Source organism: Sorangium sp. So ce204, assembly GCF_051526795.1.
Classification (GTDB): Bacteria; Myxococcota_A; Polyangia; order Polyangiales; family Polyangiaceae; genus Sorangium; species Sorangium cellulosum_B.
Genome location: NZ_CP150317.1, coordinates 3,050,598 through 3,075,526, shown reverse-complemented (window position 1 = coordinate 3,075,526; position 24,929 = coordinate 3,050,598). Strand labels below are relative to the sequence as shown.

The window sequence follows — 24,929 nt, the reverse complement described above, 5'->3', positions numbered from 1 at the left end:
GGCGCTGGTTGGCTGCTGGGTGCTCACGGCGTCTCCTTCGTGTGGGCGGACCCCGATTCCGACGCCGAGGGACGCCACGTCTTCGCGGCGGCGGCGGCGTCCTCGATGGCGGCCAGCTCGCTCTCGTCGAGCTTCATGTCCGCCGCGCGACAGTTCTCTTCCAGGTGCTTGATGGACGAGGTGCCGGGGATGGCGAGGATGGACGGCGACCTGTGCAGCAGCCAGGCGAGGGCCAGCTGGGCGGGCGTCGCGCCGCGCTCCTTGGCGAGCCCGGAGAGGACGCTGCCGGGCTTGGCGAGGTCGCCGTGTCCCATGGGGAACCACGGGATGAACGCCATGCCGTGCTGCTCGGCGTACCGCAGCGCCTTCTCCCCGGAGCGGTCCGCGACGTTGTACAGGTTCTCCACGGCGGCGATCTCGGTGATCTCGCGCGCCTTGGCGAGCTGCTCCACGGTGACCTCGGGCTGCCCGGAGAGGCCGATATGGTGGATCTTGCCCTGCTCCTTGAGCCGCGCGAGCTCGCCGAGCTGATCGGCCAGCGGTACGGCCGGGTCGATGCGGTGGAGCTGATAGAGCTCGATGCGCTCGAGCCCGAGGTTCCGCAGGCTCATCTCCACCTGCTGGCGGAGGTACGCCGGACGCCCGCACGGGACGATGTACGGGCGCCCCTGGACGGTCCAGTCCTCCGGTCCGGAGCGCAGCAGCCCGCCCTTGGTGGTGATCACGAGCCCCGCCGGGTACGGATGGAGGGCGCGGCGGATGATCTGCTCGTTGGTGTCCGGGCCATAGGCGTCTGCGGTGTCGATGAAGTTCACCCCGAGGTCGACGGCGCGCCGCAGGAGCCGGACGGCCGCGTCCGGGTCGGCCGGCGGCCCCCAGTAGCCCGGCCCGGTCAGGTACATGGCGCCATAACCCATGCGGCAGACGGGACGGTCGCCTCCGAGCATGAACTTCAGCGACGGCGTCTTGAGCGATGCGTTGGTCATCAGCCTTCCCTTCCCCTTCTCACACGATTTTCATGGCAGGAGCGACAGGGCCGCTGTCACGCCGCGGAGGACGAACGCGCTCCGCCCCTGCTCTGGCCGTGATCGTTCACCCAGGAGCCGACGGCCATCTCCGCCGTGATCCCCGGGCCGAACCCCGCGATCACGCCGCGCGCGCCGTCGGGCATCGGCCTGTCCGCGAACAGGCGTCCCAGGGAGTCGAGCACCACCGCGCTCGCGATGTTGCCGTATTCCGTCAGCGTGGCCCTGCTGTACCGGAACGACTCCTGGGGCACCTCCAGGTACCTGCACAGATCGTTGAGGATGCGCGGACCGCCCGCGTGGACGATGTAGAAGTCGAGGTTGCCCACGTCCCAGCCGTGGCTCGCGACGAGCCGGCGCATCACGGGGGCGAGGGGCTTCATAGTCCCGGGGACCCGCTTGTCGAGCCGGAAGTGAAACCCGGTGTCCTTGACGGCGTACGAGATCCACTCCTCGGTGTCCGGGATGAGATACGCCTCGTTCCGCTCCAGCCGGATGCCGGTGCCTCCGCTGCCCCGGACGACGACCGCGCCCACCGCGTCCCCGAAGAGGCCGTCGGACAGGAGCGATCCGACGTCATCGTCCGTCGGCTGGTAGCAGAGGGAGCAGAACTCGCAGGCCACGATGAGCACGTTGGCCTCCGCGTGAGCCGCGCAGAAGTCGTGCGCGCGGCTGATGGCCGCCGCCCCGGCCGCGCAGCCGAGCTGCGCCATGGGGATCTGGCGCGTGTCGTGCCTGAAGCCCATGGCGTTGATCAGATAGGCCGTCATAGACGGCATCATGAAGCCGGTGCACGAGACGAAGATGATGGCGTCGATGTCCCGCGCCGTGAGCTCGGCGTTCTCCAGCGCCTGCCGTATCACTGGCGGCACCCGACGCTTGGCCTCCCGTTCGTAAATTCTATTTCGGATCTCGAACCCAGGGTGAGCGAGCGCCTGCTCCAGAGGCTGCACGATGTGGCGCTTCTGCACCCCGGTGCCGTTGATGAGCCGCAGCACGAGCTTCAGCTGCGGGTTTCTCGCGTGCAGCCGCTCCGCCAGCTTCAGCGTGTCTTCCCGCGTGATGATGAACTCCGGAACCGCGACCTCCGGCCTGCACAGTGTGGCCATACTTCCCCCCTACACATGATGAACTCGGAACGTCCGCCGTCGGCCGAGCCGCAGCGAACGGCGCCATGGATCGGCACACGGAAGCAAGGACGTCGCGTCGATCGACCGCGCCGCCGGCTCTACAAAGCCCGGAGTTCCCTCCGGACGCCCATGGCGCCGCAGCGTCGGGCCGCCAACGATTCCATCGAATACCGCAGGAAACACACATCGTCAATGGAAGGCGTGCGATTCCTAACAAGCCCTGTCCGACCAGCGAACATCCGACTCGACATCCGTGCTCAACGTCGATTGTGCCTCATCCGCGCGCGATCTGCGTGCGTTCCGCGCGCGTTCCGCGCGCGCGTGCGTCCGCGCTCCCCGGCGGAGCGCAGCGCGGGCGGCGGCGCCCCCCGCCCCGCGCGGCGAGCGCGCCAGACGCACCCGGGTCTGCCCCGGGCAAGCCACCTCTCGCGCTCGCGGCGGACGGCGCCCCCTGCGGGCGGAGCATTGGCGCGCACACTCAGAGTTGCAGTCTCGCGGGAGCGCCCCCTCGGCGTCGGCCGGCGGCGCGCGCGAACATGGGTGTTCGCGCGCGAACGACCGATGAAGTGATGCCCTTTATCGGAGCCCTGCTATCGTGGGGTCAGGGGCCGCTGTGGTCCGCCTCCACACTACCCCGGCAGGTGCCATTCCTGCTTTTTGCCGTCAACTTCGCCTCGCGACGTAAATCCACCGATGCCTGCCGCTGCGACGAGCGGCATGGGCTCGAGATGAACAGCGCCTCTCGCGCGGGGACGAAGGCCGAAGGACGAAGGCGAGAAAACCGTTAAACGACGACGGGGATCCACCGTGAGCGCGCACAACACGACATCGCTGCATACGGACAGCACGACGAGCACGACGACGCCCGCATCGGCCGAAAACCACGAAAGCCACGCGATCGACAGGCCATCGCTCCGGAGCGCAGCGCCTCCGGAGCGCGAGCCGACGCTGCGCCGAGCGCCCGAGGACGGCCAGGGGCGAGGCGCCGACACCCGGATGACCGCGAGCCTCTTCTCGACGTCGACATCGAAGACGCCGGGAGAGATCGACTCGGCGATGAAGATCCTGGCCAAGTCGGTCGCGCGGGAGCTGAGCAAGCATGGATATGGCCCTCGGGAGGCGATCGTCCTCTCGACGGAGCTCGTGCGGCTCATCTCTGCCGAGCTCGAGCACCGCAGGAAAGCGCACCAGGCCTCGCTGCCGAACGGCGCCGGCCACGAGCGGCTGTCGTAGGCAGGCACACCCCCATCGCAAGCGAGCGCGGGACCGCGCGCGGGCGGATCGCTCCCGGAGCGGACCGGTCCCTCGGCCCGGTCCCCTGCCGGGGTCTCCGAGGCCGGGGCGCGCCCCGGCCCGGCCGCGCCTTGTGGGATCACCGCCGCTCGGATAGGCTCCCGCCCGCTCAGCGCACCGGCGCGAGAAGGATGGATCCGGATGATCCGGCGAGAAGGAGCCTGCAAAGTGCAATTGCCTGTTTCGGGTGTCGCAGCGGTGAGCGCGAAGGGGCGCGCCGAGGCCTCCCCTCCCCGCGCCCTCCGGGCCGCTTTCGCCGGGCGCGGCCTGGCCGCGCTGGTCGCGTCTGCGCTCCTCGCCGGGTGCGGCTACACCGAGTTCGAATGGCAAGCTCAGCTCGACCGGTCCGAGCGCCTCCAGCGCGAGCTCGTGGCCAGCCAGGCGCGCGTCCGCCAGCTGGAAGAGCAGGGCCCGCGCGGCGGCGCCGCGGCCGATCCACACTGGGCGAACGATCCGATCTCGGGCCTCGACGTCGGGCCGGGCGCGACGCCGCCGCGCGGCGAGCCGGCCGGGGCCCGCCCGGCGCCGGAGCGCGACAGCGACGTCCTCAGGGCGTTCCTGCCGGTCGCCTCCGGAGACGTCACGGTCGCGCCGCGCGACGGCCGCGTGGTCATCTCGATCCCGAGCCGGGTCCTGTTCAAGGGGAACCGCGACGCGCTCTCCCCGGCGGGGGAGAAGGTGCTGAGGGACATCGCCGCGATCATCCGCAGCAACGAGCCGCTCAAGGGCCTCGACTACCAGGTCGTCGGCCACACGGCGAGCGGCACGCCTGGCGTGGCGTGGCGCAACGGCTGGGACGTGACGGTCGCCCAGGCGCGCGCCGTGCTGCTCTTCCTGGCGCAGCCCAAGGAGGCCGGCGTGCCCCTCGCGCGGCTCAGCCTGGCGAGCTTCGCCGATCTGCCGCCCGCCGACGCGGGCGGCGGCGCCCCGGCGCAACCGCAGGAGCCGCGCGTGGAGATCGTGATCGAGGGGACAGCGCAGCTCCCGGAGGGCCCCGCTCGCCCCGCTGGCGCGGCCCCGGCTGGTGCAGCACCGGCCGGAGCGGCCCCGGCTGGTGCGGCCCCGCCTGGCGCGGCCCCGGCTGGCGCAGCCCCGGCTGGCGCGGCTCCCGCTGGCGCGACCCCCGCTGGCGCGGCTCGTCCGGCTGGCGCAGCACCGGCTGGCGAGCCTCGCCCGGGCGGTGCGACCCGCCCGGGAGCCGGCACGAAGGGCGGGGACGACACGTATCCGTGAGCGCGGCTCGAGGGCTGCCGCGGCCTTCCAGCCGCGGCGAGCACTTCATGCGCCGCGCAGCGCGTCGACCCTTCTCCTGAGCGCCCCGGCGTCCCCGATCTCGCTCAGCAGCGCGCGCACCGCCTCCGGGGCGGCGGCCGCCACGGCGTCGCGGACCTGCGCCCGCAGCCGCCGGCCGCTCGCGACGAGGTAGGCCGCCGCGAGCGCCGCGGCCACCTCCCCGTCGGCGCCGCCGCGCTGGAGGAGCGACGCGGCCAGCGCGCAGAGCGCCTCGATCGCCTTGGCGATCTGGGCGCCGTAGATGGGGTGGGCCGAGTCGACACCCTGGTCATGGCAATCCGCGAGGCACAGGGCCGTGCTGGAGAGCCGGCCGAGATCGGTCGAGTCGCCGCGCTCCCACAGCCCGGACGCGAGCTGCTCCTCGAAGAGGCGTCCCAGGCCGTCGCCCTGGGACGGGCCCCCCTCAGGAGCGACGCTCGGCGCCGGCGCGGCGGCCGGCGCCGGGGCCGGCGGGGGCACGTGGTGCGGCGGCGGGGGGCCGCCCGGCGCGGCGGCGGCCGGGGGCGCGACCCAGCTCGCCGCCCGATCCCGGTCGGCCGAGCCGCCCGCGGCCGCGGCCCCTGCGCTCGGCTGGAAGAGCTGCTTGGCGCGCGCCAGCAGGCCGCTCGCGGCCGGCGCCGGCCTGGGCGGGCCGGCGGGCGCCGCGGGAGCGGGCGCAGCGAGCCTGGACCTCATCACGACGGGGCCGCCCCGCATCGGGCCACCCCCGCCCATCGACATCGAGGCGTACACGGCGGCCGGCGCCACCGGACCGCGGTGGCTCGACATCCCCCACCCCGCCGGCGCGCTCACCGGCACGGGCCGCGCCTCGGGTTGCCCGTGGGCGCGCCGGTCGCCCGCCCGCCGCTCGATCACCACGAACGACGCGTGCTTCGACGCCACCCGGTGCCGGACCGCGAGGTCCACGATGCGCTTCCGCATCGCCTCGGCGCGCTTGCCGGAAAGCCCGCGCTCCGACTCCTCGAGCTCCCGCACCCGCGCGCCCGCCCACAGCGCCTCGAGGCCGGGCCGCGACGCCTCCGCCGCGAGCTCGACCGGCACCTCGACGAGGAAGCGCTCCCCGCGCAGGGTCCCGCGGAGCGAGAGCCGCCCCATCCCCGGCTTCCCGTAGCGGCCGTAGAGCACCCACGGCTCCCCGTCGACGAGCGCCGGGCGCTCGGCCGGCGCGAGCTCGCCGACGTCGACCCCCTCGAAGCGCGCCTCGAGCCCTGTGACCCGGACCGCCGTCGCCCGCGCGAACTGCGCCGTGACCTTCTCGTCGATGCGCTCGCCCGGGTGGATGAACTCCGCCGCGCCCTCCGTCCGGCGCGCGAGATCGCTCACCAGCACGTCGCTCACGTTCGTGCCGATGCCGAACGCGTAGAACCGCACCCCCTTGCCCCGCTGGACGACGCGATCGACGATCTGCGCCTCGTTGCCCACCTGACCGTCCGTCAGCAGCACGACGACGCGGTCTCGCTCCGCGTCGCCGAGCATGTCCACGGCCGCGAGCAGCGGATTCAGCATCTCCGTCCCGCCGTCCGCGCGGAGGCCCTCGACGAACGCGTCCGCGGCCTTCAGGGTCGCCTGCGTGAACGGGGCGAGCGACGGCTCGAGCGGCCGGAAATCGCTGGAGAACGCGATCACCCCGAACCGGTCTCCCTCGGCGAGGTGGCGGAGGCACAGCCGGAGCGCGCGCTTCGCCTGGTCGAGCGACTCACCCTGCATCGATCCCGACACGTCGACGACGAACACGACGTCGCGCCGGGAGGAAGCCCGCTTCGCGTGTGCATGCGTGTGCGTCTCGTCGAAGAGGTCCGGCACCACGGTGAGGGCGAAGGTCCCCTCCTGGCCAGGGGTCCTGTCGCACACGACGCCTGCCTGCACGCCCGGCGCGCCCGCCGCGAGCAGCACGATGTCCCGATCGAGCGCGGCCTTGTCGTTCCGGAGCGAGACCCGCTGGCGATACCCCTCTTCGCGGCGCACCGAGAGCGCGTGCGAGGGGCTCTCGATCGCGACGTCGCGCCCGAGATCGAAGACGATATCCACGGTGATCCCGTAGTCGACCCGCGCGATCCCGGGGGAGATGCGGTCGGCGTCGGGCACGTCGCCCGTGGGCTCCTGGACGCCGTGCGCGGTCCGGTCGCCCCCTGTCGCGCCGGGGATGTAGCGGGGCGCGACGAGGGTCGGGATCATGAGCCGCAGCGCCCCCTCGTCGGCCGTGAGCGCCTGCACGAACGCGACCTCGACGACCGTCTCCTCCCCGGGCAGGAGGTTGCCGACGCTCGCCGTGAACACGTTGCGCCGCTCCTCGTCGAGCAGCGCCGCGCCGTGGCCGGTGGCGATGGCCTCGTCGTAGGCCTGGAACGCCGCTTCGCGCTCCTTGACCTCCCCCTCGAGCCTGCGGCCGGCGCACTCCATGGCGAAGCCGGCGATGCTCGCCTCGCCCGGGAGCGGGAAGGTGTAGATCGCCTCGATCGGCCGGCGCTCCTCGTTCCTGTAGCGCTGCCGCACGACGAGCCGCGCCGCGCCGCCGAGGACCTCGCCCGAGAGGGAGACGCCGAGCAGCGGGACCGGGTGGCCCTCGGAGGTGCGAAGACACGACATCGGCGACGGGTGCGAAGGATCGTGGGAGGGGTTCATCGCGAGCCTTTCGGGGCAAGGGTTGTGTAACGAGACTCGATATCGAGGGCGATGCGCCGCGAGCGGTCCGGGGCGTCGGTCCGCACGTGGAGCTCCACCCCGTCGGCGATCTCGACCCGCTCCCAGCGCGCGCCGCGCGGCGCGCCGGAGGGCGGCGCCGCCGCGGCCTCCTCCGGGGCGGCGCAGCGCGCCTCCAGGCCGTGCGGCGGCGCCCCCGCGGCGATTCGCTCGATCTCTTCCAGGTCTGCGCCAGCGAGGCGCGCCTGGATCTCCTCGAGCGGCAAGTGCGCCTGCTGGAGGACCCTGATGGCGCGGAGCCGCGCGAGGTGCTCTCGCCCGTAGGAGGTGTCCTTCCCGCGGAACTCCGGCGCCGGAAGGAGGCCGCGCTGCACGTAGTACCGCACCGTGCGCGGCGCCACCCCCGCCTCGCCCGCGAGCTCGTCGAGCTTGTACGTCATCACGAGGGGCATCCTGCATCGAGACACTACAACTGTCAAGTATACAGTTATAGTTCCTCCGCGCACCGGCATCTCGAGCGGAAAATTGAACAGGGAGGCGGGGAGACGGGGAGACGGGGAGATCTGGAATTTTTACTCCCCGCCTCTCCGCCTCCCTGTGAATTTTCCCGAATAAATTCGAGTGGATGCTTCAGAGAGAATGGCGCGAACGGCGAACGCGAGCTCACAGGCGTAGCTGGTCCCTGACGCTGCGCTCGCGCCGCAGTCCTTCTCGAGCGGCGACTGCGCGCCTGCGTCGGTGACGCCCGACGCGAGATCCTCCTTGAGCACGGAGACACAGGTGTTCAACGACCGCGGGTCGAGCCTGGTCCACGTCAGCTTGCTGGGCGCCGCGCGCTCGGCGCGAGCGTCGTCGGCGCTCGCGAACCTGTGCAGGAGCTCGATGCCCTGCGTCCCCAGCGGCCTTCTTATCTGGCCCTCGTTCGACGTCAGCCCGACGTAGACCATGTGCCCCGCGAAGCCCGCGGCCTCGTCCGTGACGCTCGTCCGGATCGCGCTGGCTACAGCTTCCCGAGCGACGCGCGCACGTGCCCGATGAACACCTTGATCTTCGGTATCTCCGACAGCGCCCCCGGCACGCTGAGCCGCACGGGCCGCTCCTGCCCGACCACGTCGGGCAGCACCGGCACGAGCACGTCCGGCCCCACGTCGGGGTCGGGCACGAGCGCGTCGGGGACGAGGCCGATGCCCAGGCCGGAGATGCAGCAGTGCCGGATGAAGTGGATGTCCGTCGCGATGAGGGCCGGCTCCACGGTGAACGGCGCCCCCCGCCATGTCCGCCAGGTGCGCGCGTCCTCGCCCGGAGCCTGCCACGCGAACAGCTCATGGTGCTTCAGATCCTCGATCGCCTGCGGCGTGCCGCGCCGCTCCAGGTACGCGCGGCTCGCGATGAGCCACTCGCGGACGCGCAGGACGACGTGCGATATCCAGTGTCCGCTCGGCGCGTCCTCGCCGAAGTGGACAGCGATGTCGATGTCCGTGAGCGCCTCCCCCAGCGGATCGTTGCTGAAGCGGCAGTGGACGTGGAGCCTCGGATACGCGCCGCGAATGGCGGCGAAGAGCGGCGTCATCATGTGCGGCGGCAGCCCCACGGGCAGGATGACCCGCAGGGTGCCCGAGGGCGCGTCGCCCACCTCCCGGATCGAGGCGAGGAGCGCGGCCGCCTCCTGCACCATGCCGCGCCCCTTCCGGGCGAGCACCTGCCCGGCCTCGGTCGGCACGACGCCGTTCCGCACGCTCTCCAGCAGGAGGACGCCGGCGCGCGCTTCCAGCGACGCGACCTGACGCCGGAGCGTCGTGCGCGACGAGCCGAGCGCGCGGGCCGCGCCCAGGAAGGAGCCGGCCTCGACCACGGCGAGGAAGGCGCGAAGCTCTTCGAGGTCCATACACCCTGCCACTGTCCGCATTCTAGCCAGGGGTGACCGTCTTCGGCCATCCACATGCGGCGCCGCTCGATAGTGTCGCGCAAGGAGGAGACAAGTCGATGGCACGAGACGATTCGCACGCGCTCACGCGCACAGGCGCGCTCGCGGCGCTGGCCCTCTCCCTCGCGGCGCCCGCGGGCTGCGGCGGAGGCGAGGAGACGAGCACGACGAGCACGACGCCGCAGACGACGTCCACGTACGAGGACCCCCCCGAGCTCCAGCCGGGCGCGGATGGAGCGTACGAGCTGCGCTTCGGCCCGAGCGAGGTCGAGATCGACGGGCGCCGGTTCTGTCTCCGCGCGTACAACGGAATGACGAGCGGCCCCACGATCCGCATTCCGAAGGGTGAGGATCGCAAGGTCCACGTGACCCTGCATAACGACTTCACGAAGAGCGACTTCCGCGAGATCGCGAGCATGATGGGCCATGGCAACAGGTCGTGCCACGACTTCAACCTGACGAACTTGCACGGCCACGGCCTGCACGTGCAGCCCAACTTCGCGACGGACGATCCCGCGGACCCGTGCGAGGGCGACGGCTGCGCGCCCGAGAGGAGGTATTTCGGCGACCACGTGCTGCACGAGGTGGGGCCGGGCGAGAGCGCCCGGTACCGCTGGGACCTGGACGAGGACGGGATCCACCACGAGGGCACGGACTGGTACCACCCTCACATCCACGGCTCCACGGCCATCCAGGTCATGGATGGGGCCGCCGGGGCGCTCCTCATCGAGGGCGCGCTCGACCAGGTGCCCGGCATCGCCAGGGCCAGAGAGCGGGTGATGGTCATGACGCAGGTGCCCATCGATCACGAGAACACGGTGCCCTTGAAGGAGGGAGAGGCCTGCACCGAGGACAACCTGTCGGTGACCGACTTCCTCGCTGTCGAGTCGCTCCGGGCCACGCTGATCAACGGCAAGCTCAGGCCGCGGCTCACGACGCCGCCCGGGCAGGTGGAGCGCTGGCGCATGGTCTACGCGGGCAGCCCGGACGAGATGGGGATGAAGCTCCACGTCGCGAAGGACGCATCGTGCTCCGATTTCGACAAGGCGCCCATCGAGACGACGCAGATCGCGCGCGACGGGCTGACGCTCCCGCAGCTCTACAGGAGCGACACGGTGTGGGTCTCCCCCGGGTACCGCGCCGACGTGATGGTGAAGATGCCTGAGGGCAAGCAGACGCTCTGCCTCGTCGGGCGCCGGCCGAACGATCTCCTGGGGAGCGTGATCGCGATCGTCGACGTGGACCCGAGCGCGGGCGAGCCCACCGAGGTGAACCTGCCCGCCGAGGCGGACGTGGCCGCGCTCGCGCCGCCGACGTCGTGGACCGGCACGGTCGACGGGAAGGAGATGGAGGTGAGCTGCGATTCGGTCGAGGCCGTGCACCAGAAGGTGGTGCTCCTCGTGCCCACGCCGGGGAGCAAGCCGCCGGATCTCAGCAGCGACGTGGCGCTCATGTCCTGTGACCCGGGAGACCACCCGCACGAGGTCGATCCGGACGCGCCTGTGTGCATCTGCCCGGATCCGAACATCAGCTGCCGCAAGTTCGACGAGCGGCGCGCCCGCGGCTACCGGAGCGATCGGGTCATGACCGTCGGGAGCGCGGAGCGGTGGGAGATCCGCGCGTTCGACGGGCACCCCTTCCATATCCACATCAACCCGTTCCTCGTGTGCCCCAACACGTCGAACAAGGAGCCCAACTTCGCCCACTGGCGAGACACGATGTGGGTCCAGGTCGAGGACGGGCCGCGCGACGTGATCATGAACCCCAGGAAGTTCACGGGCCAGTTCGTGGCGCACTGCCACAAGCTGAACCACGAGGACGAAGGGATGATGGAGCTCGTGGAGATCTGCGCCCCGGGAGATGAAGCGTGCCTGTGTCAGGGGACGGACGAGAGCGGCGCGTGCATCTCCCAGGCAGGGTGTCAGCCGGACGATCTCGCGTGCCAGTTCGCGAAGACGGCGACCGACGCGTACCCGGCGCCGCCGCCGCCGAACCTGGAGCTCTGCGGGCCGTGATGGCGCGGCGGCGCGCCGCGCCCCTCCTCACGTGAGGGAAACGCCGCCTGCCCGCCTGCGCCCGCGCGCATAACGCACGCTCGCACGCGCAGCCGCGGCACGCAGCGCGCGGCGCCGCGAGGCGGCATGTTTGTCGCACGGCGCGCAGGGTCGAGCTCACCTGCGAGCTCGGACTGGGGGAAATCATGGCCCAGACCGTCGGCGAGTTCCTGCTGAGGCGCCTCGTCGCGTGGGGTGTCCGGCGCGTCTATGCCTATCCAGGCGACGGCATCAACGGGATCGTCGGGGCGTTCCATCGCGTTCCGGACCTCCGGTTCATCCAGGTGCGGCACGAGGAGATGGCCGCGTTCATGGCGTGCGCCCACGCGAAGTTCACCGGCGAGGTCGGCGTGTGCCTGGCGACCTCGGGGCCCGGCGCCATCCACCTCCTGAACGGGCTCTACGACGCGAAGCTGGACCACCAGCCGGTCGTGGCCATCGTCGGCCAGCAGGACCGCGCCGCGCTCGGCGGGAGCTACCAGCAGGAGGTCGATCTCCTGACGCTCTTCAAGGACGTCGCGCACGAGTACGTGCAGATGGCGTCCTCTCCCGTGCAGCTCCGCCACCTCATCGACCGCGCGATGCGCATCGCCAGGGCGGAGCGCACCGTCACCTGCGTCATCGTCCCCAAGGACGTCCAGGAGCTCGACGCCGTCGAGCAGCCCCCGCACACGCACGGGACCGTGCACACCGGCGTCGGCTACGCCTCGCCGCGCGTGGTGCCGAAGGAGGAGGACCTGCGGCGCGCGGCCGACCTGCTCAACGCCGGCAAGCGGGTCGCGATGCTGATCGGCCAGGGCGCGCTCGGGGCCGCGCCGGAGATCGTGCGCGCCGCCGAGATCCTCGGGTGCGGCGTCGCCAAGGCGCTGCTCGGCAAGGCGGCGCTCCCCGACGACCTGCCCTGGGTCACCGGCGCCATCGGCCTGCTCGGCACCAAGCCGAGCTGGGAGATGATGGCCAACTGCGACACGCTCTTCATGGTCGGCTCGAACTTCCCCTACCCGGAGTTCCTGCCGGAGGAGGGCAAGGCGCGCGGCGTCCAGATCGACATCGACGGCCGGATGCTCGGCCTGCGCTACCCGATGGAGGTCAACCTGATCGGCGACAGCGCCGAGACGCTGCGGGCGCTCATCCCCTACCTCAAGCTCAAGACGGACCGCTCGTGGCGGCGCAAGCTCGAGGAGAGCGTCGCCGACTGGTGGAAGGTGCTCGAGGCGCGGGCGATGAACGACGCCGATCCGCTGAACCCGCAGCGCGTCTACTGGGAGCTGTCGCCGCGGCTGCCCGACGGCTGCATCCTGACCGCCGACTCCGGGACGTCGGCGAACTGGTACGCGCGCGACATCAAGATCCGGTCTGGGATGATGGCCTCGCTCTCGGGGACGCTGGCGACGATGGGGCCCGCGATGCCGTACGCGGTCGCGGCGAAGTTCGCCTTCCCCGACCGCCCTGTCGTCGCGATGGTCGGCGACGGCGCGATGCAGATGAACGGCATCAACACGCTCATCACGGTCGCGAAGTACTGGCGCGAGTGGAAGGACCCGCGCCTCGTCGTGCTGGTGCTCAACAACCGCGACCTGAACATGGTCACCTGGGAGCTGCGCGCCATGAGCGGCGATCCCAAGCTCGAGGCGTCCCAGACGCTGCCGGACTTCCCGTACGCGGCCTACGCCGAGGCGCTCGGGCTGCGCGGCGTGCGGATCGACCGCCCGGACCAGGTCGCGCGCACGTGGGACGAGGCCTTCCGGGTCGACCGGCCGGTGGTGGTGGAGGCGATCACCGACCCGGAGGTCCCGCCGCTGCCGCCGCACATCACCGTGAAGCAGGCCGCAATGCTCACGTCGGCGCTGCTCCGGGGCGACCCGGGCGGGCGCGGTGTCGTCCGGCAGGTGTACCGCGACATGATCGAGAGCTGGATCCCGCAACGGCGCTGACGGAGCGCGCCGGCCGGCCCCGAGGCGGAGGCGCTCGCGGACGAGCTCCCGCGCGCGATCGACGGTGACGACGGCGAGATCCGCTCCGCCGCGGGCGACCGGGCGCTCCACGCGACCGACGCGTTGAACCGGCGTGGTCCGCGTCGCCGCGGGCGACTGGGCGCTCCACGCGACCGATGCGTCGAGCCGGCGAGCGCGCTGGTGCACCGATGGGGAACGGCGATTGCAAATGCAGGGCCCATGGAACCATCCGGTGTGATCCGGTTCGATCTGGAGAGGGTCTCTCGCTCCCTCGGCGAGCGTGGCCATGTCTGCGCCGAAGCCGTTTCCGCGGCGCCGCCAGGCCTCGCCGAGCCGATCGAGCGCAGCGAGGAGCGGCTCGCGGGCGATCGGGCCACGGCGAAGGCGAACCTGCGCGTGATCAAAGGCGGCGCCGCGCCCACAGCCAAGCGCGTCGCCGCCGCCGCGGCCGTCGCGCTCGCCCTGGGGACCGCCGCGGCCGTGGCGGCGCGCGCACGTCGCGAGCGCCGGCGCCTCTGGTGAGGGGCACGAGGCCCAGACGAGGTCAGGGGGCGCCGAGCCGGGTCACACCGCCGGCGGCTCGGTCTGGCGTTGCCACGCGCGGTGCATGGCGATCGCCTTGACGAACGCCGGCGCCGCCGCACCCACGGCGTCGTCCCGCAGGACGAGCAGGCCCGGGTCGGCCCCCGCGGCGGCCGCAGCGGCCTTCACGCCGGCGGCCTCGGCGAGCGGCGCGGCCGACGCTGGCACGAGCAGCGGCTTGCAGTGGCGGTACTGGAGCTGGACGAACTCGACAGCGAGCCCGTCGCGCGCCAGCGCCGCCGCGCCCTTGCCGGGCAGCAGCGCCGCGGCGTCGAAGAGAACGCTCGGGGCCGCCTCGATCGTGACCTCGACCGGCAGCTCGTCGCCCTCGGCGGTGCGCACCACCCCGAGGCGCGCGCCGACATAGCGGGGCACCGCGCCCGCCAGCAGCAGCGCCTCGTAGAGCGCGCCCGCCTCCGCCCCGCTCACGCCGTCGGCGACGACGAGCGCGACGCGGCGGCCGAGGATACGGCCATCGCCGGGCCGGGCGAACAGCGACAGGGCCGGCGACACCGCGACCTCGGGGTCCTTGACGGGCGGCGCCACCATCGAGAGCGGCTCGGGGAGCGGCATGCCGAGGTCGGCCGCGACGCGCGCGGCCAGCCCCTCGTCGACGTTCCGCAGCATCCGGACCATGCGCTCGCGGATCGCCTGCGTCTGCACGCGCGTCAGCTCGAAGCGGAAGGCGCGCGCGATGTGCGCGCGCTCGACGGGCGCCTGGCTCGCCCAGAAGAGGCGCGCCTGCGTGTAGTGGTCCGCGAACTTCTCGGGCTTCGCGCGCAGCTTGCTCGGCTCGGTCGCGGCCTGCTGCGCCAGGAGCCGCTCGGCGACCGAGGCGAAGCCGCGCGCGCCGGCCTGGAAGGGGCAGCCACCGGCGAGCGAGTTGGGCTCATAGTTCACGCGGCCGCGGTTGATCGCCTGGCGGTGGAACCCGTCGCGCTGGTTGTTGTGCACCTCGGCGACAGGCGCGTTGATCGGGATCTCGTGGAAGTTCGGCCCGCCGAGGCGCGAGAGCTGCGTGTCGAGGTACGAGAAGTTGCGCCCCTGGAGCAGCGGGTCGTTCGTGAAGTCGATGCCGGGCACGATGTGCTGCGTGCAGAACGCGACCTGCTCCGTCTCGGCGAAGAAGTTGTCGGGGTTGCGGTTCAGGACGAGCCGGCCGACGGTGCGCAGGGGCGCGAGCTCCTCCGGCACGATCTTGGTCGCGTCGAGCACGTCGAAGCTCCACCGCTCGGCCTCGGCCTCCGTGAACGTCTGGATCTGCAAGAGGTACTCGGGGAACGCGCCGCCCTCGATGGCCTCCCACAGGTCGCGGCGGTGGAAGTCGGGGTCGGCGCCCGCGATCTTCACCGCCTCGTCCCAGTCGAGCGAGTGTGTACCGAGCACGGGTGTCCAGTGGAACTTCACGAGCGTCGCCTCGCCGGCCGCGTTGACGAGCCGGAAGGTGTGCACGCCGAAGCCCTGCATCGTCCGGAAGCTGCGCGGGATCGCCCGGTCGCTCATGTGCCACATGATCATGTGCATCGACTCGGGCATGAGCGAGATGAAGTCCCAGAAGGTGTCGTGCGCGCTCGACGCCTGCGGCATCTGGTGGTGCGGCTCGGGCTTGACGGCGTGCACCACGTCCGGGAACTTCATCGCGTCCTGGATGAAGAAGACAGGGATGTTGTTGCCGACAAGATCCCAGTTGCCCTCTTCGGTGTAGAACTTCACGGCGAAGCCGCGCACGTCGCGCACCGTATCGGCGCTGCCGCGCTCGCCCGCGACGGTCGAGAAGCGCACGAAGACAGGCGTCCGCTTGCCGACCTTGGCGAAGGGCGCGGCCTCGGTGAGCGAGGTGATGTCCTCGGTGCACTCGAAGTAGCCGTGCGCGCCCGAGCCGCGCGCGTGCACCACGCGCTCGGGGATGCGCTCGTGATCGAAGTGCGTGATCTTCTCGCGCAGGATGAAGTCCTCGAGCAGCGTCGGGCCGCGCAGCCCCGCGCGCAGCGAGTTCTGGTTGTCGCCGACGGGCACGCCCTGGTTCGTCGTCAGCGCCCGACCGAGCGAGTCGACCCGATGCTTCTGCAGAGGCCCCTGGTTCGGATTTTCGCCCGGCGCCGCCTTGGCGCCGTTCTTCTCGGACTCGTTGCTCTCGGTGATCGTGCTCGCTGTCGCGTCGAGGTTCTCGGGCTTCGCCGTGGCACCTTGCGGCGGCTGTGGCATTTTGCCGCGTAGCGCGTACTCGGCGCCTTTGTTCACGTTCTCGGGGATCGCGGCGACGAGCGCTTCTGTGGCGTCGATCTTCGCGTCGAGGCGGTCGGCTGCTGCCGCGTGGCGCCCCCGGGCGTCCTCACTGCTCGTCCCGCTGCCGAGCGCGGTCGCCGCGCGCTCGAGGAGGCTGCGTTTCGTCCGTGCCGCCCGCGGCTTCGCCGACGGGCCACCCATCGATTGCTTCGCGCTGCCCGCGCCCTTCTCGGTCGGCGCCGGCACACTGGACGACGGCTTCGCGGGGTCTTTGCGATCGGTCATGAGATGTCCTCCGGGGAGCCGGGGTTTCAGCAAAGGGCGCACCAACACGCGCCCTGGCAGGGCGGCGGACACAGCCGGATCGGGACCGTTGCCCGCAGGCAGACGCTCACCGCAATCGGGTACACCAGGCGGCATGGAGCCTGCGTCCTGCGCCGTTGAAGTGCAGCACCCTCGCACGTCCACCTCGCCAGCGCGCGCCGCCGCCGTCGGGCTCGGCCCGCTCGGCGTGCAGCTGCACGTTGTAGGCGGGGTCGAGCGCGGCGCCGGCGCCGATGCTGGCGAGGGCGAGGTTGAGCGCGGCCTTGTGACGCCACCTGACGTCGCGGCGCGCATGCACCCATTGCACGATCCCGGCGGAGGAGCGGATCCACCCGTCGACCGCCTCCAGACCCACGCGGTCCGCCACGAAGAGCCCGTCGTTCACGACGTGGGGATACGCCGCGAGGGAGGGGTCTCCGCGCGTAAATGAAGAGAGCTCCCCAGAGGTTCCATGATAGATCGACGTGAAGGCCGCAGCGAGGGTCGCAGGGCCGCGGGGCATGGCCTCGGGCGCGATGAGCACTTTCCCGGCCGGTAGCTGCGCGTGCAGCTCGAAGAGCTCGGCGAGCGAGTCGAGCACGAGCAAATCGGCGTCGAGGCACAGGTACTGCCGCGCATCGACGGCGCGGGCCATCGAGTAGAGCGCGCCTTTCAGCGCGGGGGACGGGGCGCGCGTCGCGCGGCAGCGCACGATCTCCGCACGATGCCGCACGGCCACCCGCTCGCAGGTTGGCGACACCCCCTCGATGAACACCACCTTCATCACGTCGGGGATGCCGCCATTGCGTTCGATGGAGTCGAGCAGCGCGTCGAGGAGGCTCGCGTGCGCCTCCCCCGCGACGACAGCCACGCAACGCTCCGCGCGGAGGGGCGCGTCGGGGAGCGTCACGTCCGCGGCGTCGAGGCAATCGCGGAAGGCGTCGCGCCCCGCCGGTGGCGGCACCTCGCGCGCAGCGGCTGCCCCCGAGGCTGCGGCGCGGTACCGCTCGACGGCGGCCCCCGGCATCGCCGCCGGCGCCTCGACGCGGCACCAGCCCGAGCTGTCGAGGAAACGCCCCGCGTCGAAGCGCCACGCGTTGCGCCCGTGGCGTACATAGACGAACACGCCGCCGTTCCCCACGCGCTCAAGCCGAGCCCCGCGGGTCGTGAGCGCCCGGAGCAGGGCGGCGTCCTCGGCGAGGTTCGTGTCAGGATATCGGACGCCGCCATCGAAGAGGGACCTGCGGAACATCAATGTCCCTCCGTGCACGTCTTCCACGAACATCCGCTGGTGGAGCCGCCTCGACGTGCCCCAGAACTCCCCCTCGGGCAGCTTCAGGGTGTAGGCGTTCTCGAGCCCCGTGACGTCCGCGCGCCCCGCCGCGATGGGCTCGGCCTGGAGGCGCAACCGCTCGGGGCCGTACCAGTCATCGTCGTCCCAGTGGGCGATGAGCTCCCCCGTGGCGCTCTGGCACGCGACGTTGCGCTTCGCGCCGATGGACATCTTCTGCGGGAGGCGCACGTAGCGCACGCCGGGAGCGCCCTCGCAGAGGTCGCCCACGGCATCGCCGCCGTCGTCGACCACCACGAGCTCGCGATCGGGCAGCGTCTGCGCGGCGAAGAGCTCCAGCGCGAGCGTCACGAAGGGCCTCCGGTCGGCCGTGGGCATGATGCACGACACGCGAGGCAGCCTGGGTGAACGCTGCGGCTGCCCGTCCGCGCCCCTCGCCGAGGGCAGCGCGTCGGGGTCCACCCGCGTCCACGCGCTGCTCGCGGGGCGCTTGGGCGACACGTTGCCCGGGTGCACCGTGGCGACGCAGAGGCCCGGATCCGCGAGGTCGACGAGGCGCCCGCGCGGCACCGAGCGCACGAAGCGGGTGTCCTCGCCCACCTGCACCTCGGCGAAGGGGTTCTTCTCCCAGAAGGCCTTTCGATACGCGAGGGTGTTGCCGGTGACGTACGCGTCGGCGCCGCGATACTCATAGCGCCACGCGCGCCCCGTCGCGGGCTCGTGGTACCAGGTCGTGCGGCTGCCGCACGCGTCGGCGTCGCGCGAGCGCAGCGCCTCGAGCTGTACGCGCACGCGCCACGGGGGGTACCAGTCGTCGTCGTCCCAGTGCACGATGACCGCGCCCTGCGCCTCGCCGCAGAGCGCGTTGCGCTTTTCGCCCAGCGAGAGCTTCCGAGGATGGCGCAGATAGCGTATCCGCGGGTGCTCGGGCACGAGGTCTCTCACCGCGTCTGCGCCGTCGTCGAGGATCACGAGCTCGATCGCGTCGATGTCCTGCGAGAGAAAGCGCTCGATCGCGCGCGGCACGAAGGCGCGTCGATCGTGCGTGGGCATGATGCAGGTGGCGAGCATCGGTCGGCAGCGTCGGCGCTCCGCTCACGACGGCGTGGCGGCCTCACGGGTACGGCGGTTCTCGATCACGGCGAGGCCCAGACGGTCATCTTCGTGCACACCCGAGTCCGCCGTCCACAGGCGCGTGACATCATAGCCCGCGGCCTGGATCCGCAGGAGGGCTTTGCCGACCGTGCCGTGCGCATAGATCGCGTCGTGGATCAGGATCAGGCCTCCTGGGCACACCAGGCGTGACGCCAGCTCGAACTCGGCCCAGACGTGCTCCTCGGTGTGGATCGAGTCGAGCAGCGCAGCCTCGTACCGCTCCCCGGCCTCCAGCGCGGCGGCCATCCCCTCGAGCGAGCCCACCGTGCGCTCCTCGATGCACCGGCGGATGGATTCGGGCAGCATTTTCCACAGCTCGCTCCGCTCCGCGTGGCGATAGGGGTCGAGGGTGACCACCCGGCCCTCGGCGCGATGAGCCACCGCCGACGCGAGGCAGGCGGCGGAGATGCCGCGGGCGGTGCCCGTCTCGAGGACGCGCACGCATCCATTGGTGCGCACCAGGTAGTGGAGCAACGCCAGCAGAGGGAACGTCGAGGGGTCGGCCACCCGGGCGGTTGTGGCGTCGGTGACGCCGTAGAACGACCAGGCGAGCGACGCGAGCCCGAAGCGCCCGATCCACGCGCGCAGCGCGTCGAGGAACGCCGCGTAGGGGTCTCCGCCCCCTCCCCCCGTGAGGGGGTCGGAGATTCGCACGAACTGATTGCGCTGCTCCGGGTACTTGCGCCGGCCCACGCCGCTGAAGTGGAGCACCCGCACCGGCCGGCCGTGCCACTCGGCGCGCGCGCGGCCGTCGCGATCGGCCCACTCCACGTCCTGCGCGTGGAGCTGGAGGTTCCAGGTCGGATCGAGCTCGACGGCGCAGTCCAATCGGGCCAGCGCCAGGTTGAAGATGAACTGGTTACGCCACCAGTTGTCGCGTCGCTGGTCCACCCACGCGACCGCTCCGGGGAGCTCTCGGATGAAGCCGTCGAGCGCGAGCATCGCCGAGCGTTCGGCCGCGAACAGCCCGTCGTTGACGGCGAGCGGGTACGCGAGCTCGGCGCCGGTGATCTTCAGCGCCTTCAGGTCGTTCGCGTTGCCCCAGTACGCGTCGCGGAACGCCTGGCCGAGGTTCGCGAGCCCCCGGCTGTTGCCCTCGCGGCACACAAGGATGCTCCCGCTGGGCGCCGCCTCGAGCGCGGCGAAGATCGGGCGCAGGTCGCCCAGCACGAGCATATCGGCGTCCAGGCAGAGGTACCGCTCCGCGTCGACCACGCGTGCGACCGTGTAGAGCAGCGCCTTGCTCGTCGCGTTGATGCGCGCGTGCGACCGGCACGGGACGAGCGTCGCGCCGTACTTACCGGCCACCCTCACGCACTCCGCGTCGGCGTCGAGCGCGAACACGACGAGCAGCGCGTCCTGGCAGCCGCCGTGGGCGTACAGCGACCCGAGCATGTCGTCGAGCAGCTCGGTGTACCCCGGAGACACCACCGTCGCGATGCAGCGCCGCGCGGACGGCACCACGCGAGGCAGGGTGATCTCGGCGCGTCCCAGGCAATCGAGGAGGCGCTCCGCGGCGCGCGCCGGCGGCGCCTCGTCGAGCACCGGGTCGAGCCAGACCGCGTGGCAAAACTCCCAGCGGCTCGTGCGGATCTCGAGCTCCAGGGTGTTCGCGCCGCGCACGTCGGCGACGAGCTCGCGCGGCGGCGCTCGCGCGAGCACCTGGGGCACGACAGCGATGAGGCGGCCGTCGGCGAATACCGAAAAATCCGCGGAGGAGCGGCCCGGCGGCACGTCGTCGTTGAGCGCCACGTGGCAGCGGAGGGCGCCGTAGCGCCCGCCGAGCGGGAACCGCACGCGCGAGGGCGGGTGCGCGCTCAGGGCGTGCGAATACGAGCGGTCGGCGACGCGCACGGGCTTGTTCTCGTAGCCGAGGCTGCCGTGAAGACCGAGCTGGCCATAGCCGACGCGAACCTGGGTGGGCGTGAGGTCGGTGAGATACACGGGAAGGGGCTCCATCGCCGCGGGGCGTCTCGTGGCACCGATGGTCGTTGAAATGCCCCTCGCGTTCAAGCCACAAGGTGCTCCAGGCCCGAGCTTGACCGCGGGCGTGACGATGCCTCCCGCGGGCTTCGGCGACGGAGGTGACCGCCGCGCGGCGCCGGGCATCGTTCTCAGCGCCCTTTTGCCTTGCCACGATCGCCAGGTGTTGGTGCTCGCGCAGCACCGCGGTCTTGGCCTCGCCGACGTACTTGGGAAGGCTGACCGGCGTACAGCTCACCGATCGGTCGCGACGGGTGGCGCTGTCGCTGCGCGAGCGGGCCGAACAACCCGACGTACTCATACAGGCGGCAGGCGCGCTCGGGCAGAAGTGGGATGCCGCCTGGGTAATGGGCGATGAGGTGTACGGTGACGACAGTAAGCTGCGCGCTGACTAGAGGCGCGAGAGCAGCCGTACGTGGTTGCAGTCATGCACTCACGGCAAGTCGCCCCTCGCGATCGCCAGCTTGACCTCGCGCTCCACCAACTCTTCGAGCTGCGCAACGAGCGTCGAATCAATAACTGGCAGCTCATCTTCTTCCAGATCGATTCGACTCAATCGCTCGGGACCCAGCTGCTCGATCAACGACTCCATAATAGAGTCGCAGATCCGCTGATAATCGTCACCCTGCTGAAGTACGCGAACGAACCACCTCGCACCTGGCCCGGCAAACCACGGCTTCTCGTCATAACCGGCATTCACCTCTCCGAGAGCATCAGGGTGCCGCTCGTGAATATAGCGCCAGACCGCGACTCCGCATGGAAAGAGGTAGCGCCAGTGGGTTGTTGGGAGTGCCGACAACTCTTTCCGAAGCAACCGCATCAGCGAGAGTGGCGTATCAGGCGTAGGTGACATATGGCAGCTTCCTTGATTGCAATCGAGCGGCGAGTTCGGAGCTCGGGGGCGCGTTGGCAAAGACCCACTGTACTACTCGCTGTTCCGGGGGAGTTTTGCGCCGGCCGGCGCGGATCCAGAGCGTATCTTTATCGATCTGGGCACTGATATCTTTCGACAGCGGCACCGTGCGCGTCTCCGTCGCAGCGCTGCCGTCCTCCTTTTTGACGCGGACGTAACGCAGATAATTCTTGCCTTCGAGCCGGATATCGGTTTGCCCGACCGGGGGCAGCTGAAGATCGTGACGGCGTACACCCAGGCGGGTCTCCTCGACCACCTCGCGTTCACCACCGAAGGACTGCTGCAGGTGCTCTTCAAGCGCGGCACCGCGCTCCCTTCCCGTACCACGAGTGGTCGCAACCTGCGCCATTGTCTTTCTCGGAGTCCCTCCAGACGCTGGCAGCAGCCTCGCCGGATCGGTGATCGGACCTTGCGGCGCCGGCGCAGGCGCAGAAGCCGCGGCCGACGCCGCACGAAGCTGTGCCGCTTCCTGTTCGGTCACCGCGATCTGAACCAGATCGATACGCACGGTAAATGTGGGACTAACCGCCTTCGGATTGATCTCGCCGACCAGATGCTCGCGCGCCTCAAGCTCGGACTTCGAGTCGACGACGACCTCGAGCACCGTCATCTTGTACTTGGACTTGATCTGCTGCAGCTTGGAGGCGAGCTTCTGCTTCGTATTCTTGGGCTCTCGTGCAGCCGCCGCAGCTTCTGCCAGGCCACGTTCGAGGTCAGCCTTCTTCTGCGCGTCCGTGCGCTCGTCCGGCTTGCCGTCCTTCTTGTCCTTCCCGGTGACCTTCCCGACGAGCTTCTTGACGACGTTGAAGACCTTATCGATCACGAAATCCACGGCCTTGCCGACCTTGGCCTGCACCTTCGTGATAAAGCTCTTCACCTTCGCCGCAAGCCCCCCGAGGCCGAGCAGGCTCGCGAGGAACCCGATGAGGATCGGGATCATCCTCGAGAGCGCCTGCTCGATCCACGCCGCGGCGCCGCCCACGTCGCCGTTGGCGATGCGGTCGACCGAGTTCACCACCGACTCGATGAAGTCGAGGATGCGGCTGAGGTTCGCCGCCAGCCAGGCCCCGACGTTGTAGACCATGATGATGGCCTGAATGATCGCGCCCGCGGGGTTGAACATCGACGCGATCTTGGTGATCGCCGACGTGATCACCTTCGTGATGACCCAGTCGATGATGGCGTCGATCACCATCCCCTTCAGGTCGCCGACGAACGCCTCCATCTCCGCCCAGAGCGCGGCCGGGCCGGAGGTGAAGAGCTTCATCAAGATCTCGACGACCTTCTCGAGCACCGTGACGGCGCGCTCGCCGATCTTCTTGACGATCTTCGGCCGGATGTTCGCCCACGTCAGGCCGAGCACCCCCAGCACGAGCTTCAGGATCGACGGGAGCGTCAGGTCCGACGGGATCTCGACGCCGGCCTTCGTCAGCTCGCCGAAGAGCCATGTCATGAAGCCCTTCTTGATGTGCGTCCAGATGTTGCCGACGAAGCGCGAGATGCCCTGTTTGATCGCCGAGAGCAGGTTGCCGAGGAACCCGATGGGGTCGGCGACGATCTTCTTGACGACGCCGGCCGCCTTCTTGAACAGCGACACCACCCGATCGGCGAACTCCGCCAGGATCTTGACGATCTCGCCGATCTTGTCGGCCAGGCCCTTCAGCGCGCCCTTGTTGGCCTCCTCCATCTCCTTGGCCGCGGCGTCGGCCTTGTCCGAAGCATCCTTGTATTTCTGCGCGAGCTTCTCGGCGAGATCCTGCGCCTTGTCGTCGATCGACTGCTTCAGCTCGTCGAACCTCGACTGCACGTCCGCCTGGGCCTGCTGCCCCACGGCCCTGAGGCTCGGCGACAGGCCCGCGACGTACGTCTTCACCTCGGCCTGACCCGCGGCCACGATGGCCTTCGCCTCGGCGAGCCGCTGGTCGACCATGCCGGCCACCCGCACCGCGACCGCGTCCATGTTCGTTGTGAAGCGCTGGCGCGCCCGCGCGATGATCGCCTTGATCTCGGGCGGCGTGTCGCGGAACAGGTCGGCGATCCAGCGCGCGCCGCCCGTGATCCCGCTGTAGCGGTCGGCCTTGAAGCGGTCGATCTCCGCGTTGGCGCTGCTCTTCATCGTCGCGAGCGCCGCGTCGGCGCCGGCGTCGAACACGGCCATCACGTCGGCCTCGAGCGTGCTGAGCTTCGCCTCGACCTTCGCCTTGGTCTTGTCGAAGATCGCGGCGATCGTGTCGGTGACCTTCTTGCGCTCGGCCTCGTCCTTCTCCTTGGCGAGCTGCTGCCGCGACTTGGCCTTGTTGCCCGTAGACGCCTTCGTCGCCGTCAGGGCCGCGAGCCCCTTGCCCGAGTCGCCCGTGGCGCCCGCCTTCGCCTGCACAAGCGCCTTCTGCTCGCCCGCGCGGTACTTCGCGGGCCCCGCTGCAGCCGTCTCCTTGGCCTTGTCCCGGGCCGTCAGCACCGCGCTGAAGCGAGGATCGTTGGCCTTGGTCATCTGCGCGGAGGTGAGCTCCGCGTCCTTCATCTTCTGGTCGGCCGAGGCCGACGCGTCCTTGGCGGTCTTGTCGACCTGGGCCTGCGGCTTGGGCGCGGGCATCGCCTCGGCGCCCGCCACCGGCGGCGCGGCGGTCGCGGGCTCCGACGGAAGCGGCGTCACCTCCTTGCCCTCGACCTTGCCGGTGTCGGGCGGCGCCTTCGTGGCCTGCTCCGTGGGGCCGGAGGCGCCCTCCTTCTGCTGCTTGACGTTGCTCGCGACAGAGCCCTTGATCTGCCCGCTCTCGCCGCCCTTCATGAACTTGTCGGCGTCGTCGAGGTTCTTGGGCATCACCTTGTCGATCTCGGCGCGCAGCACGGCGAGGAAGCCGCCCGTCGTGGGCTTCTCCGCCTTCGCGTCCTTGATCTCGTCGACCTGGTTGGCGCGCGCCCCAGCCACCTTCTCGTTCGCGGGCGCCTTCGCCGCGGCCTGCGCCTCCGCCGCCTTTCTCGCGGCCGGCGGGCGCTGGCCGACCTTCTTCGCGCTCGCCTGCAGCTGCGCCATCACCTTCAGGAAGCGCGGGTCCTTCGCGGCCTTCGCGACCCGGACGCGAGGCGAGCGCACCGCAGGCGTGACGATGCCTCCCGCGGGCTTCGGCGACGGAGGGAACAGCCGCGCGGCGCCGGCCATGG

The 24,929-nt window shown here is 70.9% G+C and carries 16 protein-coding genes; 5 read left to right on the top strand and 11 right to left on the bottom strand.

Going from position 1 to position 24,929, the window contains the following annotated elements; all coding sequences use genetic code 11:
• Positions 1-23 precede the first annotated feature (23 nt).
• Positions 24-986, bottom strand: a complete 963-nt coding sequence (locus tag WMF22_RS11710) for an aldo/keto reductase (protein ID WP_437299183.1) — start codon at positions 984-986, stop codon at positions 24-26.
• Positions 987-1,042: 56 nt separating this feature from the next.
• Positions 1,043-2,134, bottom strand: a complete 1,092-nt coding sequence (locus WMF22_RS11705; RefSeq protein ID WP_437299182.1) for a type III polyketide synthase — start codon at positions 2,132-2,134, stop codon at positions 1,043-1,045.
• 828 nt (positions 2,135-2,962) lie between these two features.
• On the opposite strand from WMF22_RS11705, the gene WMF22_RS11700 reads away from it, so the two are divergent.
• Together WMF22_RS11700 and WMF22_RS11695 are read left to right on the top strand one after the other, a co-directional pair.
• Positions 2,963-3,388, top strand: a complete 426-nt coding sequence (locus WMF22_RS11700; protein WP_437299181.1) for a hypothetical protein — start codon at positions 2,963-2,965, stop codon at positions 3,386-3,388.
• Positions 3,389-3,616: 228 nt separating this feature from the next.
• Positions 3,617-4,681, top strand: coding sequence for an OmpA/MotB family protein (locus WMF22_RS11695; RefSeq protein WP_438035797.1), 1,065 nt, complete (start codon positions 3,617-3,619; stop codon positions 4,679-4,681).
• A 45-nt stretch (positions 4,682-4,726) separates the two neighbouring features.
• Here WMF22_RS11695 and WMF22_RS11690 read toward each other — a convergent pair whose 3' ends face one another.
• The 4 genes from WMF22_RS11690 to WMF22_RS11675 all read right to left on the bottom strand — a co-directional run bounded on the left by WMF22_RS11690 (position 4,727) and on the right by WMF22_RS11675 (position 9,266).
• Positions 4,727-7,363, bottom strand: coding sequence for a VIT domain-containing protein (locus WMF22_RS11690; protein ID WP_438035796.1), 2,637 nt, complete (start codon positions 7,361-7,363; stop codon positions 4,727-4,729).
• Entirely contained in the window at positions 7,360-7,821 is a 462-nt protein-coding gene (locus WMF22_RS11685; RefSeq protein WP_438037253.1) for a helix-turn-helix domain-containing protein, read from the bottom strand. Before WMF22_RS11685 ends, WMF22_RS11690 begins: the two co-directional genes overlap by 4 nt.
• 132 nt (positions 7,822-7,953) lie before the next feature.
• Positions 7,954-8,328: a hypothetical protein gene (locus tag WMF22_RS11680; RefSeq protein ID WP_438035795.1), complete on the bottom strand. Its 375-nt coding sequence runs from the start codon at positions 8,326-8,328 to the stop codon at positions 7,954-7,956.
• Positions 8,329-8,381: 53 nt separating this feature from the next.
• The gene (locus WMF22_RS11675) at positions 8,382-9,266 is read right to left on the bottom strand and encodes a LysR family transcriptional regulator (protein WP_438035794.1); all 885 of its coding nucleotides are present in this window, start codon (positions 9,264-9,266) and stop codon (positions 8,382-8,384) included.
• A gap of 98 nt (positions 9,267-9,364) precedes the next feature.
• Here WMF22_RS11675 and WMF22_RS11670 point away from each other — a divergent pair, with 98 nt between their 5' ends.
• The 3 genes from WMF22_RS11670 to WMF22_RS11660 all read left to right on the top strand — a co-directional run bounded on the left by WMF22_RS11670 (position 9,365) and on the right by WMF22_RS11660 (position 13,836).
• Positions 9,365-11,320 (top strand): multicopper oxidase family protein, encoded by a 1,956-nt coding sequence (locus WMF22_RS11670; protein ID WP_438035793.1) that lies wholly within the window; start codon positions 9,365-9,367, stop codon positions 11,318-11,320.
• Between the two features lie 185 nt (positions 11,321-11,505).
• Positions 11,506-13,293 (top strand): thiamine pyrophosphate-requiring protein, encoded by a 1,788-nt coding sequence (locus WMF22_RS11665; RefSeq protein ID WP_437299175.1) that lies wholly within the window; start codon positions 11,506-11,508, stop codon positions 13,291-13,293.
• Positions 13,294-13,533: 240 nt separating this feature from the next.
• On the top strand, positions 13,534-13,836 hold the full coding sequence (locus WMF22_RS11660) for a hypothetical protein (RefSeq protein WP_437299174.1): 303 nt from the start codon (positions 13,534-13,536) through the stop codon (positions 13,834-13,836).
• Between the two features lie 42 nt (positions 13,837-13,878).
• Here the strand turns inward: WMF22_RS11660 and WMF22_RS11655 are convergent, their stop codons facing one another.
• From WMF22_RS11655 to WMF22_RS11635, 5 genes are all read right to left on the bottom strand, one after another.
• Positions 13,879-16,407 carry a catalase gene (locus WMF22_RS11655; protein WP_438035792.1) on the bottom strand — a complete coding sequence of 843 codons (2,529 nt, stop codon included), beginning with the start codon at positions 16,405-16,407 and terminating at the stop codon, positions 13,879-13,881.
• A 106-nt stretch (positions 16,408-16,513) separates the two neighbouring features.
• Positions 16,514-18,787 carry a glycosyltransferase family 2 protein gene (locus tag WMF22_RS11650; protein ID WP_437299172.1) on the bottom strand — a complete coding sequence of 758 codons (2,274 nt, stop codon included), beginning with the start codon at positions 18,785-18,787 and terminating at the stop codon, positions 16,514-16,516.
• A 24-nt stretch (positions 18,788-18,811) separates the two neighbouring features.
• Positions 18,812-20,815: a CmcI family methyltransferase gene (locus WMF22_RS11645; protein WP_438035791.1), complete on the bottom strand. Its 2,004-nt coding sequence runs from the start codon at positions 20,813-20,815 to the stop codon at positions 18,812-18,814.
• 472 nt (positions 20,816-21,287) lie between these two features.
• Entirely contained in the window at positions 21,288-21,707 is a 420-nt protein-coding gene (locus WMF22_RS11640; RefSeq protein ID WP_438035790.1) for a hypothetical protein, read from the bottom strand.
• Positions 21,691-24,927, bottom strand: coding sequence for a phage tail protein (locus WMF22_RS11635; protein ID WP_438035789.1), 3,237 nt, complete (start codon positions 24,925-24,927; stop codon positions 21,691-21,693). Before WMF22_RS11635 ends, WMF22_RS11640 begins: the two co-directional genes overlap by 17 nt.
• Between the last annotated feature and the right edge of the window lie 2 nt (positions 24,928-24,929).

Bases quoted from the DNA above. Each gene is read 5' to 3' on its own strand.
- WMF22_RS11675 (WP_438035794.1), bottom strand. From the start codon at position 9,266: ATGGACCTCGAAGAGCTTCGCGCCTTCCTCGCCGTGGTCGAGGCCGGC.
- WMF22_RS11660 (WP_437299174.1), top strand. From the start codon at position 13,534: ATGGAACCATCCGGTGTGATCCGGTTCGATCTGGAGAGGGTCTCTCGC.
- WMF22_RS11680 (WP_438035795.1), bottom strand. From the start codon at position 8,328: ATGGTCTACGTCGGGCTGACGTCGAACGAGGGCCAGATAAGAAGGCCG.
- WMF22_RS11650 (WP_437299172.1), bottom strand. From the start codon at position 18,787: ATGCTCGCCACCTGCATCATGCCCACGCACGATCGACGCGCCTTCGTG.
- WMF22_RS11640 (WP_438035790.1), bottom strand. From the start codon at position 21,707: ATGTCACCTACGCCTGATACGCCACTCTCGCTGATGCGGTTGCTTCGG.
- WMF22_RS11705 (WP_437299182.1), bottom strand. From the start codon at position 2,134: ATGGCCACACTGTGCAGGCCGGAGGTCGCGGTTCCGGAGTTCATCATC.
- WMF22_RS11670 (WP_438035793.1), top strand. From the start codon at position 9,365: ATGGCACGAGACGATTCGCACGCGCTCACGCGCACAGGCGCGCTCGCG.
- WMF22_RS11690 (WP_438035796.1), bottom strand. From the start codon at position 7,363: ATGAACCCCTCCCACGATCCTTCGCACCCGTCGCCGATGTCGTGTCTT.
- WMF22_RS11655 (WP_438035792.1), bottom strand. From the start codon at position 16,407: ATGACCGATCGCAAAGACCCCGCGAAGCCGTCGTCCAGTGTGCCGGCG.
- WMF22_RS11685 (WP_438037253.1), bottom strand. From the start codon at position 7,821: ATGACGTACAAGCTCGACGAGCTCGCGGGCGAGGCGGGGGTGGCGCCG.
- WMF22_RS11710 (WP_437299183.1), bottom strand. From the start codon at position 986: ATGACCAACGCATCGCTCAAGACGCCGTCGCTGAAGTTCATGCTCGGA.
- WMF22_RS11665 (WP_437299175.1), top strand. From the start codon at position 11,506: ATGGCCCAGACCGTCGGCGAGTTCCTGCTGAGGCGCCTCGTCGCGTGG.
- WMF22_RS11635 (WP_438035789.1), bottom strand. From the start codon at position 24,927: ATGGCCGGCGCCGCGCGGCTGTTCCCTCCGTCGCCGAAGCCCGCGGGA.